Here is a 12506-nt window from a genome sequence, read left to right on the forward strand (position 1 = left end):
CCTGATTAACCTGGATGTTAGGAAGGGGGCGACGAAGCGCCAAACGCGGCAATTATAGGGATTTCATCCGTCTGATACCAGTCGAATAGCGTTGCCGCGCGCTCAGAGTTAATTGTTGACAAAGAATTCCCGGTGGCAAATTACGTTGATCAGTTTTATGTAAGGTAAAAAATGTTATACGCAGTTGCGCAAATTATCCGCCTTTACGTCACTTTATGAGCAATTCGCATATAAAATGTAAAACTTTTGTACTAGCATAAACACAGAAACGAATACTGGCGACCTGGCCTTGCGGATAAAGCGGTAATAAGCAAACAATCACAGCATGTATTAATTGCCCTGCCCCACCCGCTGCTTCACCTGGTCAGTTTAGGTTTAGTCTCGTTTATCTTTACCCTTGTCTCGCTTGAGCTTTCGCAGTTTGGCACCCAACTCGCCCCACTGTGGTTCCCGACGTCCATCATGATGGTGGCGTTTTATCGCCATGCCGGGCGCATGTGGCCGGGAATTGCGCTGAGCTGTTCGCTGGGAAATATCGCCGCATCCATCCTGCTTTTTTCCACCAGCTCGCTGAACATGACCTGGACGACCATCAATATTGTTGAGGCCGTGGTCGGGGCAGTGCTGCTACGTAAATTGCTGCCGTGGTATAACCCCTTGCAAAATCTGGCTGACTGGCTGCGTCTGGCATTCGGCAGCGCCATTGTTCCGCCTCTGTTGGGGGGTGCCCCTATTAAGTTGTCAAGCATGTTATGACCCCTGCGGGGTATAAAAAGTCCCGTCGCGCATCATGGCGAACAGAACGTCGCAGCGTCGTCTCGCCAGGGCGATAAGCGCCTGATTGTGTCGTTTTCCCTGACTCATTTTGCGGGTGTAGTAAGCCCTGGAGAGCGGATCCCTGAGCGCGGTGAAGGCCGACAGGAACAACGCCCGTTTGAGAGCTTTATTACCCCGTCGCGAGGGATGCTCACCGCGTATTGACGAGCCGGATCGCCGAGTTACCGGCGCAAGGCCAGCATAAGCAGCGAGATGTGCGGCAGAGGCGAAGGCGCGGCAGGCGACCTCGGTGAGGAGTCTGGCTGCGGTCCTGACACCGACTCCGGGCATACTGGTCAGGACCGGGTAAAGAGGGTGAGCAAGAACTCGCTGTTCTACCTCAAGCGCCACCTCGTCTCTTTGCTTACGCAGCGTGATGAGCTGGAGTGCCAGACGTGGCAGTACTACGGCAGCGGCATTCGTGCCGGGAACGACGACGGTTTGTTCGGCCAGTGCCTGAGCTATGTCTGCTGCAAGGCGTTTACCCAGACGAGGCGCAAGTTTGCAGAGCTGGGCTGCCAGCTTCTTCTCACCCAGCGAAGCGAGTTTTTCTGGTGAGGGATATCGCTGGAGAAGATCGAGTACCGCCGGGTGCTCAAGTCTCGGACCGAGAACGCGCTCCGGTGCCGGATGTATCTGGGTCAGAAGGCCGCGGATACGGCTGCTGGCCTGCGTTGTCTGTGCGGCAAGATCATCATCGAAGCCGCAGAGCATGGAGAGTTCGGCGATTTGCTCGTCAGCCAGTTTCAGCGTGCGTAGCGCGTGAGGCAGGGTACGGGCAGCTTCGGCAATGATGGCAGCGTCACGAGCATCAGTTTTAGCTTCACCGGCGTGTAAGTCGGCTATGCGGCGCATGGCCAGTCCAGGGAGGTATCCGACAAGGACTCCTTCTGAGCGGGCAACGGCGACAGGTAACGCACCGATGGTAGCTGGCTGATCAACAACCAGCAGTATCTGACCATGTTGTTTCAGGTCAGATATTAGCGACCTGAGTTTGTTTTCGTCGTTGGGTAATGCTTTATCGAACAGGCGTTTACCTGAACGATTAATGGCAACAGCGTGATGCGTATCTTTACCGACATCAACGCCGATAAAGACCTGGACGGATTCGTAATCGCTGGATTCGGTCATTCTGTCTCCCTTGTATATGGGTTAACCAGATAACCACGGGGAGCAGGTACCGGCATCCACGTTACAGACGGTCCCGGCAAAAGTGCCTGACCTGACCCCTATTAGCGGTTACCAGCGCCCCACCAGACCCGGTGACATCCCCCCCCGGATCATGGACGACTGGGGGCAGTAATCATGCCGGGTCTGGCTGGCTAACACCCCATTATAAGGGGTACGAATAAAGTAACGGGGCTGGTTGTCCTGCTGACGCCCGGAGACGATCCTCTCAGGGCATTTTTGATATGGGTACTGTCAGAATCCATCGGCGCTCTGGCACTGGTGCCGCTGGGATTGTTATTTAAACCACACTATCTGCTGCGCCATCGCAACCCACGGTTGCTTTTTGAGTCGCTGCTCACGTTAGCCATCACACTGACGTTAAGCTGGCTTTCGATGCTGTATCTGCCGTGGCCTTTTACTTTCATTATTGTGCTGTTGATGTGGAGCGCCGTGCGCCTGCCACGAATGGAAGCCTTTTTGATCTTCCTTACCACGGTGATGATGGTGTCGCTGATGATGGCCGCGGATCCCTCCCTGCTTGCTACGCCGCGTACGTACCTGATGAGCCATATGCCGTGGCTACCGTTTTTGCTGATCCTGCTGCCCGCCAACATCATGACCATGGTGATGTATGCCTTTCGTGCGGAACGCAAACACATTTCCGAAAGCGAAACCCGCTTTCGGAACGCGATGGAATATTCCGCTATCGGTATGGCGTTAGTGGGCACCGAGGGACAATGGCTGCAATCCAACAAAGCACTCTGCCAGTTTCTCGGTTACAGTCAGGAAGAGCTGCGCGGACTCACCTTTCAGCAACTGACCTGGCCGGAGGATCTCAATAAAGATCTCCAACAGGTTGAAAAGCTGATAAGCGGTGAAATAAACACCTATTCAATGGAAAAACGCTACTACAACCGCAATGGCGATGTTGTCTGGGCGTTGCTTGCCGTCTCACTGGTGCGCCACACGGATGGCACGCCGCTCTATTTTATCGCTCAGATTGAAGACATTAACGAGCTAAAACGCACCGAACAGGTGAATCAGCAACTGATGGAGCGCATCACGCTGGCTAACGAAGCGGGCGGGATTGGCATCTGGGAGTGGGAGCTGAAGCCGAATATTTTTAGCTGGGATAAGCGGATGTTCGAGCTGTATGAAATTCCTCCGCATATCAAACCGAACTGGCAGGTGTGGTACGAGTGCGTGCTGCCGGAAGATCGCCAGCATGCCGAAAAAGTGATTCGTTGCAATCACGCTCGCCCTTTAAGCTGGAATTTCGCATTGCCGTGAAAGATGGCATCCGCCATATCCGCGCCCTCGCCAACCGGGTACTGAATAAAGAAGGCGAAGTCGAACGCCTGCTCGGCATTAATATGGATATGACCGAGGTTAAACAGCTTAACGAGGCATTGTTTCAGGAAAAAGAGCGCCTGCACATTACGCTGGATTCCATCGGTGAAGCCGTAGTCTGTATTGATATGGCGATGAAAATTACCTTTATGAATCCAGCGGCGGAGAAGATGAGCGGCTGGACGCAGGAAGAAGCATTAGGTGTTCCGCTCCTGACGGTGTTGCATATTACTTTTGGCGACAACGGACCATTAATGGAGAACATTTACAGTGCCGACACCTCACGTTCCGCGATTGAACAAGATGTGGTGTTGCACTGCCGGAACGGCGGCAGTTACGACGTGCATTACAGTATTACGCCGTTAAGTACTCTGGACGGCAGCAATATAGGCTCGGTACTGGTGATTCAGGACGTCACCGAATCACGCAAAATGCTGCGCCAGCTGAGCTACAGCGCCTCCCATGATGCACTGACGCATCTCGCCAATCGCGCCAGTTTTGAGAAGCAACTGCGTATCCTGCTGCAAACGGTAAACAGTACACATCAGCGACATGCCCTGGTGTTTATCGATCTTGATCGCTTTAAAGCGGTGAATGACAGCGCCGGGCATGCGGCGGGTGACGCTTTACTGCGCGAACTGGCGTCGTTGATGCTGAGTATGCTGCGCTCCAGCGACGTGCTGGCGCGACTCGGTGGTGATGAATTTGGTCTACTGTTGCCAGACTGTAATATCGAAAGTGCGCGTTTTATCGCTACACGCATTATCAGTGCCGTGAATGATTATCACTTTATATGGGAAGGCCGTGTGCATCGGGTAGGTGCCAGTGCCGGGATTACCTTGATTGATGACAACAATCATCAGGCGGCAGAAGTGATGTCGCAGGCTGATATCGCCTGTTATGCCTCCAAAAATGGTGGACGGGGCCGGGTGACGGTTTACGAACCACAGCAAGCTGCCGCACATAGCGAACGGGCGGCGATGTCGCTTGATGAACAGTGGCGGATGATTAAAGAGAATCAGTTGATGATGATCGCCCACGGTGTCGCTTCGCCGCGGATCCCGGAAGCGCGTAATTTGTGGCTGATTTCACTTAAGCTCTGGAGTTGCGAAGGCGAGATTATTGATGAACAAAAATTTCGTCGTAGCTTCAGCGATCCGGCACTTAGCCATGCTCTTGACCGACGGGTATTCCACGAATTTTTCCAGCAGGCCGCAAAAGCGGTTGCCAGTAAAGGCATAAGCATCGCCCTCCCCCTTTCCGTTGCCGGTTTGAGTAGCGCCACGCTGGTGAATGATCTGCTTGAGCAGCTGGAAAATAGCCCTCTACCACCACGGTTATTACATCTGATTATTCCGGCTGAAGCGATTTTAGATCACGCAGAAAGCGTGCAAAAACTGCGGCTGGCGGGATGTCGGATAGTGCTCAGCCAGGTGGGCCGCGATCTGCAAATCTTCAACTCGCTGAAAGCGAATATGGCAGATTACCTGCTACTTGATGGTGAGTTATGCGCCAACGTGCAGGGTAATTTGATGGATGAGATGCTGATTACGATTATTCAGGGGCACGCTCAGCGACTCGGGATGAAAACCATCGCCGGGCCAGTCGTTTTACCCTTAGTGATGGATACGCTTTCTGGCATCGGCGTCGATCTGATTTATGGTGATGTGATTGCCGATGCCCAACCGCTGGATTTGCTGGTGAATAGCAGTTATTTCGCGATTAACTGAGAGAGCGTTTGCCCATTGCCTGATGCGATGCTAACGCGTCTTATCAGGCCTACAAATCGCTCATTCCGCAGGCAGGATAAGGCGCTCGCACCGCTTCCGGCGACCAACGTCATGCTTCGTCTGGTTGCCAGCCTTCCGTATACCAGATATGCAACAGCGCATAAGAACGCCAGGGCTTCCAGCGCTCGGCATAACGGCGGATTTGTGCCGGTGTCATCCCCAGAAATCGCTGTTTAATCAGATAATCATCCGGCAGAAAAACATCTTTCGCCTGCCAGCCGCGCAAGGCGAAATAATTCGCCGTCCAGCGCCCGATACCCGGAAAAGTTTGCAGCGTTTTCATCGCCTGCTCCACATCGCCCGGTATTGTCATTGGTAAGGTGCCCTCCAGCGCCGCATTTGCCAGATGAATCAGCGCCTCTGCCCGTTTCAACGGCATACCTAACGCTTTTAATGCCTGCGGGTCGGCTGCTGCCAGCCGCTGAGGCGTGGGGAAGCAGATATACTCCGGAAAATCATCCAGCCGTTCGCCATAAAGCTGTGCCACTCTGGCGGTCAATTTTGCCGCCATCGCCACGCTCACCAGTTGGCCTAAAATCGCCCGCACGCCCTGCTCAAAAGCATCAACACTGCCGGGTAAACGCAATCCGGGCCGCGCCGCGCCTAACTTGCCCAACGCACCGTTAACAATCTGCGGGTTACATTGCAGATCAAGCAGGCGGCTCATTTTCGCCAGACACTCAGCGGCAACGGGTTCTAAACCTGCACTTAAATTTATGTGCAGAGTATGGCGGGCTATATCCGGAATAGCAGTCACCACGCCGCGATATTCGCCCACTGCCAGACTACGGGCATAATAACTGTCCGCGACCGTTTCCACACCACTCACCGCACGGGCGGCGAGAAATCCCAACATCCACGACCAGTCATACGGCGGCTGCCAGTTCAGGATATACATCGCATCTCCTTATTCATCCGCTTTCAGCATAAACGTTATTCAGACGTTACGCTTTGCTTTCATATTCCGGTTGTCGCGACGGCAACATTTCGCTAAAGTCACGCCCCTTCTTCACCGGCATGGGGATTATTTCGTGTTTATTGGTTTTGATTACGGTACAGCAAACTGTTCAGTGGCGGTCATGCGTGACGGTAAACCGCATTTGCTAAAAATGGAAAACGACAGCACGCTGCTGCCTTCAATGCTTTGCGCGCCAACGCGTGAAGCGGTAAGCGAATGGCTGTACCGCCATCATGACGTTCCGGCAGACGACGATGAAACGCAGGCGTTGTTACGACGGGCGATTCGTTATAACCGCGAAGAAGATATCGATGTTACAGCGAAAAGCGTGCAGTTCGGTCTTTCCTCACTGGCACAGTACATTGATGATCCAGAAGAAGTGTGGTTTGTGAAATCACCAAAATCGTTCCTCGGTGCCAGCGGCTTAAAACCGCAGCAGGTAGCGCTGTTTGAGGATCTGGTCTGCGCAATGATGTTGCACATTCGCCAGCAGGCGCAGGCGCAGCTGCCAGAAGCGATAACTCAGGCGGTGATTGGTCGCCCGATCAACTTCCAGGGGCTGGGCGGCGATGAAGCAAACGCCCAGGCGCAGGGGATTCTGGAACGCGCGGCGAAGCGTGCCGGGTTTAAGGATGTGGTATTCCAGTACGAGCCGGTAGCGGCTGGGCTGGATTACGAAGCCACCTTGCAGGAAGAAAAACGGGTGCTGGTGGTGGATATCGGCGGTGGTACGACTGACTGTTCATTGCTGCTGATGGGGCCGCAGTGGCGTTCGCGTCTCGATCGTGAAGCCAGTCTGCTGGGTCACAGTGGTTGTCGTATTGGCGGTAACGATCTGGATATCGCCCTAGCGTTTAAAAACCTGATGCCACTGCTGGGTATGGGTGGCGAAACCGAAAAAGGCATCGCCCTGCCGATCCTGCCGTGGTAGGATGCGGTTGCCATCAACGACGTTCCTGCACAGAGTGATTTCTACAGTAGTGCCAACGGTCGTCTGCTTAACGATCTGGTACGCGATGCCCGCGAACCGGAAAAAGTGGCCCTGTTACAGAAAGTCTGGCGTCAGCGTTTAAGCTATCGCCTGGTGCGTAGCGCAGAAGAGTGCAAAATTGCTCTTTCAAGCGTAGCGGAAACCCGCGCCTCACTGCCGTTTATCAGCAATGAACTGGCTACGCTGATTAGCCAGCGAGGGCTGGAAAGCGCCCTCAGCCAGCCACTGGCGCGGATTCTGGAACAGGTGCAACTGGCCCTGGATAACGCCCAGGAAAAACCGGACGTTATCTACCTGACCGGCGGTAGCGCCCGTTCTCCGCTGATTAAAAAAGCGCTGGCAGAACAGTTGCCGGGCATTCCGATTGCAGGCGGCGATGACTTTGGCTCCGTCACCGCCGGGCTGGCACACTGGGCGGAAGTGGTATTTCGTTAAAAGAAAATGGCTCAGCAGCGGCTTAAATCAGCCTGCGCCTGAGCCAGTTTTTCTGCCGCCTGACGTAACGGTTCCATCAACGGCATGGTCCGTGCTGGAGCATGAAGGCGGAATCGCTGCAACTCTGTCGCGCCGACAGTCAACGTCGATTCCAGCCGATGTCGTTTGGCGGCCATTTTCGCCATTACCGCCTGTCTGTCTGCTGGCGTTACCGCTTCGTTCGGCCTGAACACAAAACGGCGTTCACAGCTCGCTTTCCAGTCGATGACCGCTTGGGTCAGATGATCACCAAACCCTTTAACTTGCTTAACGCCACGACGGGTAACACCTGCTGCTGTTTCAATACCAAAAGACCATAACGCCGCTTTACGCGCAGGGCCAACGCCGGGAATAGAGGCAACATCAATAAAAAATCCCTCCAGAAACTTCTACTTCTGCCGTTCCCTTGCAGTGTCATGAAGTGCTGCCAGAGCGAGTTTCTCTTCTTCCGGTAACCCGAGAATTTCGTCCTTCATTTTTTCGAGCATCGTCCGTTTGGCGATAAAACCTTCCAGGCCGCCTACCTGCTGGATCTGGCGGACTAAATGGTCATAGTCCATTTTCGCACGATTAAATGCCTCACGGCGTTGCTGAACTTCTGCTTTGTACGCTTTGCTTGTCAGACTGCCAATAATCCAGATAGCCGCCAGCACAGGAACCAAAATAATATAACGCGGTTCTGCCTGAAGGCCGCAAAGCAGCAGCGATAATGCTGACAGTGCGATCTCAAGCAGAATGATGTATTCGCGCCGTAACAGGCCTAAAGGAAGCGGCCTGCCAGTCGGTTGGAAATGATCGGGTAATGACAGTTGCAATGCTGGCGGTGCTACTGACGCCATCACCATCGCCCAGACTTTTGCCAGCACAAAATCCCCGCCGGTGGTAATGACCTCTTCGCCGAGATCAATAAAATAGATAACGCCTTGATTATCCAGCGTACACCACGGGCAGTCGGTCAAATGAGCGGGATAAACATGCATTGCCGAAACGGGACATTTCTTTAACTGTTGGCGCAGAGAATCAAGTGCCGCTACCCACGCTTTAGCCGTCGGACGCCCGGTTGCCACGCCACTTTCCGTGAATGCCTGCTGAAACATGGCTTCAACATCACTCGGTAACATCGATAGCGGAATCGATCGTGGCGGCGGTTTTAAACCACGTCGCTGATTATCTGACGCGTAGGCATAACGGAAATGGGTAATATCCGTCTCCAGCGCATTACCCGCATCAGAGATAAGCGGCACACCAGAATAAGGATGCCGGCCACCAAACAAGACGTGAAAAATCAGCAACGCAAGGCCAAAATTACCGTGATTTTCTGTGCGTTCAAAGCCGACAAATGACGACAAGGTTTGTAGCTCTGGCGGCGTAAAATGCGACACGCCGACTTCGCATAAATGCAGTGTGCCATTGGCGTTAATCTGAAAGGAGTCGCTATCAATCAACACCACTTTGCTGTCGCGACCTACCATAAAACTGTTCTGGTTTACGTCACCCACGACATGCCCGTGCTCGTGAACCGTAGCAAAAGATGAAGCAATATTGCGCGCAACATAGAGTAGAAAATCCCACGCACAATGAGGGTAACGTTGACGACGATGTGCCGGGCTATAGATCATATGAATCGGTTCTTTACCAGAAACTTTTGGCATCATAAAACCGATAACTTTTCCGCCTCGTCCACCGTGAAGCGTTGCCTGCGGCCAGGCGACATAATTCAACAATTGCGCGTCAGCTGTCGCAGCCATAAAGGCAAGTTTGTCCTGTTTTAAGGCGGGTGGCGGCGTGTGATAAATCTTGGCGACGCTATCGACAAACTCATTGATATCATAAACCGCGCCTTCACCGCCTTTGCCCAGTTCACGGCCTGGCGTAACGCACTCACCAGTAGCAGTATATAAAGTGGGTTTCATGGTAACCACAGCGCCAGTGCCAACGTTTTATCATCATCCGTACGCTCGTTTACCGCCGGGCTGGACAAAAACTGCTTTAACAATTCAGGTAATAAATCGAGTTGTTCCTGCGTTGCTGACGCCAGTCCATTGAAAAACGGGGTAAAGAAAGGCACATGCGGAGAATTATCCAACATATTTAACGCCAGTCGCTGGATACCATCCGTAAATGCTGCAACTTTATGCACACGCTCAGTGCTGGTGAAAGTTTCCAGTCTGGAAACGGCATCTTCATCGGTAATGAAGTGCGTCATATTGGCATATTCACCCACCATCGGCGTAAGCGGCAATTGCAGACCGTGACCAAAATCCACCACCACGCCGCCATCGCCAATCTGCATAATCAAGGTGCCATTAGCCGATGAAATCAATCCCAGAAACGTGCAGGCAAAATCGCGAACTGCTAATTCTTTGGCTTCCGCCTCGGCAAAAAGTCGCTGACGAACGGTCAGCACAATATCCGTGGCGAGGATATCATTAAGCCCCAATTCCCCACCCTGCACTTTTTGCGACATATAAGCCATCGCTTCATTGACGGCGAGCATCGCGCCTTCGCCCCCCTGCGAAACGCTACCTGCGCCATCAGCAAGGAACATCACCAGTAATGGCTGCTGGTCATTTAGCCAGGCAACCTGCATCTGGCAGGCATCCTGGCAAGGCAAGTCCGCGCTGATGTGCGACGTTCCAACAGCGGATGCATAAACCAGACGCCAGCTCACACTGACGTCCAGCCTTTTGGCGCTTCCAGCACAACTTCCGTTCCCGGCGTGGAGCGGGAAACCGAACGCAGCGAACTGGATAACCAGCTAAACAGTTCACGGAATTGTAATCCTTGCAGAGGCAAAGGCTGACGAACGCTGATTTGTGCCAGAGTCTTCATATCCGCCCCCTGAACACCGATGGAAAAGAAAGCAAACCTTTTATCTTCTTCCCCCCGAAACACTTTGTTGGCTGCAGCCTGCCACTCATCGATTGGTGCACCATCGGTAATCAGGAAAATCCACGGGCGATAATACGAAATACCATTTGCACGATACTCACGTTTCCGCTCCTCTACCATATCTAGGGCTTTGGTAATGGCCGCACCCATTGGTGTATCGCCCTGGGCAAACAGGATGGGCGGAAAAAAATTAGCGGCGCTGGTAAAGGGTTGTTCCACATGCACCGGGCCGAACGTCACAATGCCGAGTTCCACTCTTTTTAAAGCCAGCGAATCGGCAAGCAGCTCATCGCGAAAGGTAACCAATCCGGTGTTAAGTTCATTAATAGGTCTGCCACTCATCGAGCCAGAAACATCCAGCAGCAGAATGCAGGGGCAACGTGGTTCCGGGTTACTGGCAAAATCGCTGGTGGCAAACGTGATTTGTTCGCTCATAAGAAATCCTTTCTTAGAGAATTATTGAGGTCCGGTATCATACCGACTGCAATAATGAAATAAGAGCAAACGAAGAAACTTTCAGAATTAGTCCCGGCGGCGCAGAAAATTTTGCTATTCGCCTCGCAAGAACGGAGAGCCGTCGATTGACACTAAGGGCGGAGTGACATAATTTCAGGAGTGAGGGTTAGGGAGAGGTTTCCCCCGTTACTTTATTCGTACCCCTTATAATGGGGTGTTAGCCAGCCAGACCCGGCATGATTACTGCCCCCAGTCGTCCATGATCCGGGGGGTGATGTCACCGGGTCTGGTGGGGCGCTGGTAACCGCTAATAGGGGTCAGGTCAGGCACTTTTGCCGGGACCGTCTGTAACGTGGATGCCGGTACCTGCTCCCCGTGGTTATCTGGTTAACCCATATACAAGGGAGACAGAATGACCGAATCCAGCGATTACGAATCCGTCCAGGTCTTTATCGGCGTTGATGTCGGTAAAGATACGCATCACGCTGTTGCCATTAATCGTTCAGGTAAACGCCTGTTCGATAAAGCATTACCCAACGACGAAAACAAACTCAGGTCGCTAATATCTGACCTGAAACAACATGGTCAGATACTGCTGGTTGTTGATCAGCCAGCTACCATCGGTGCGTTACCTGTCGCCGTTGCCCGCTCAGAAGGAGTCCTTGTCGGATACCTCCCTGGACTGGCCATGCGCCGCATAGCCGACTTACACGCCGGTGAAGCTAAAACTGATGCTCGTGACGCTGCCATCATTGCCGAAGCTGCCCGTACCCTGCCTCACGCGCTACGCACGCTGAAACTGGCTGACGAGCAAATCGCCGAACTCTCCATGCTCTGCGGCTTCGATGATGATCTTGCCGCACAGACAACGCAGGCCAGCAACCGTATCCTCGGCCTTCTGACCCAGATACATCCGGCACCGGAGCGCGTTCTCGGTCCGAGACTTGAGCACCCGGCGGTACTCGATCTTCTCCAGCGATATCCCTCACCAGAAAAACTCGCTTCGCTGGGTGAGAAGAAGCTGGCAGCCCAGCTCTGCAAACTTGCGCCTCGTCTGGGTAAACGCCTTGCAGCAGACATAGCTCAGGCACTGGCCGAACAAACCGTCGTCGTTCCCGGCACGAATGCCGCTGCCGTAGTACTGCCACGTCTGGCACTCCAGCTCATCACGCTGCGTAAGCAAAGAGACGAGGTGGCGCTTGAGGTAGAACAGCGAGTTCTTGCTCACCCTCTTTACCCGGTCCTGACCAGTATGCCCGGAGTCGGTGTCAGGACCGCAGCCAGACTCCTCACCGAGGTCGCCTGCCGCGCCTTCGCCTCTGCCGCACATCTCGCTGCTTATGCTGGCCTTGCGCCGGTAACTCGGCGATCCGGCTCGTCAATACGCGGTGAGCATCCCTCGCGACGGGGTAATAAAGCTCTCAAACGGGCGTTGTTCCTGTCGGCCTTCGCCGCGCTCAGGGATCCGCTCTCCAGGGCTTACTACACCCGCAAAATGAGTCAGGGAAAACGACACAATCAGGTGCTTATCGCCCTGGCGAGACGACGCTGCGACGTTCTGTTCGCCATGATGCGCGACGGGACTTTTTATACCCCGCAGGGGTCATAA

General features: G+C 53.6%; 5 protein-coding genes, 3 pseudogenes and 4 other annotated features (1 of these 12 cut by a window edge). Of the genes and pseudogenes, 3 read left to right on the top strand and 5 right to left on the bottom strand.

All coding sequences use genetic code 11. The features are described from left to right. Positions 1–309 precede the first annotated feature (309 nt). Positions 310–5066, top strand: a sequence feature (Similar to Escherichia coli K12 sensor-type protein gi: 1788381 (1106 aa). BLAST with identity of 97% in 1586 aa. This CDS has been disrupted by insertion. The sequence has been checked and is believed to be correct.). Then, positions 310–5066 (top strand): annotated as a pseudogene (gene yegE, locus SF2131). (Overlaps the previous feature by 4757 nt.) After that, positions 720–2093: a mobile genetic element, on the top strand. Its footprint overlaps the pseudogene before it by 1374 nt. Beyond that, positions 751–1947 (bottom strand): insertion sequence element ISSfl2 transposase, encoded by a 1197-nt coding sequence (locus tag SF2132; protein ID NP_707961.1) that lies wholly within the window; start codon positions 1945–1947, stop codon positions 751–753. (Overlaps the previous feature by 1197 nt.) The pseudogene yegE and the gene SF2132 overlap by 1197 nt on opposite strands. 109 nt (positions 5067–5175) lie before the next feature. Then, entirely contained in the window at positions 5176–6024 is an 849-nt protein-coding gene (alkA, locus tag SF2133; RefSeq protein ID NP_707962.1) for a 3-methyladenine DNA glycosylase, read from the bottom strand. Between the two features lie 70 nt (positions 6025–6094). Continuing rightward, positions 6095–7510 (top strand) — a sequence feature (Similar to Escherichia coli K12 heat shock protein gi: 1788384 (472 aa). BLAST with identity of 98% in 472 aa. This CDS contains an in-frame stop codon. The sequence has been checked and is believed to be correct.). On the opposite strand from alkA, the pseudogene yegD reads away from it, so the two are divergent. After that, positions 6095–7510 (top strand): annotated as a pseudogene (yegD, locus tag SF2134). (Overlaps the previous feature by 1416 nt.) 11 nt (positions 7511–7521) lie before the next feature. Here the strand turns inward: yegD and SF2135 are convergent. The 3 genes and pseudogenes from SF2135 to SF2137 all read right to left on the bottom strand — a co-directional run bounded on the left by SF2135 (position 7522) and on the right by SF2137 (position 10876). Further along, positions 7522–9462 (bottom strand): annotated as a pseudogene (locus SF2135). Next, on the bottom strand, positions 9459–10220 hold the full coding sequence (locus SF2136; RefSeq protein ID NP_707964.1) for a hypothetical protein: 762 nt from the start codon (positions 10218–10220) through the stop codon (positions 9459–9461). Before SF2136 ends, SF2135 begins: the two are co-directional and overlap by 4 nt. Continuing rightward, positions 10217–10876, bottom strand: a complete 660-nt coding sequence (locus SF2137) for a hypothetical protein (RefSeq protein NP_707965.2) — start codon at positions 10874–10876, stop codon at positions 10217–10219. The genes SF2136 and SF2137 overlap by 4 nt, the downstream gene beginning before the upstream one ends. 287 nt (positions 10877–11163) lie before the next feature. After that, positions 11164–12506: a mobile genetic element, on the bottom strand; it runs 26 nt beyond the window's last position. On the opposite strand from SF2137, the gene SF2138 reads away from it, so the two are divergent. Beyond that, on the top strand, positions 11310–12506 hold the full coding sequence (locus SF2138; RefSeq protein NP_707966.1) for an insertion sequence element ISSfl2 transposase: 1197 nt from the start codon (positions 11310–11312) through the stop codon (positions 12504–12506). It overlaps the preceding feature by 1197 nt.

It is taken from the genome of Shigella flexneri 2a str. 301, assembly GCF_000006925.2.
GTDB lineage: Bacteria > Pseudomonadota > Gammaproteobacteria > Enterobacterales > Enterobacteriaceae > ECMA0423.

Coding starts and splice junctions, on each gene's coding strand:
- SF2132 (NP_707961.1), bottom strand. CDS start 1,947: ATGACCGAATCCAGCGATTACGAATCCGTCCAGGTCTTTATCGGCGTT.
- alkA (NP_707962.1), bottom strand. CDS start 6,024: ATGTATATCCTGAACTGGCAGCCGCCGTATGACTGGTCGTGGATGTTG.
- SF2137 (NP_707965.2), bottom strand. CDS start 10,876: ATGAGCGAACAAATCACGTTTGCCACCAGCGATTTTGCCAGTAACCCG.
- SF2138 (NP_707966.1), top strand. CDS start 11,310: ATGACCGAATCCAGCGATTACGAATCCGTCCAGGTCTTTATCGGCGTT.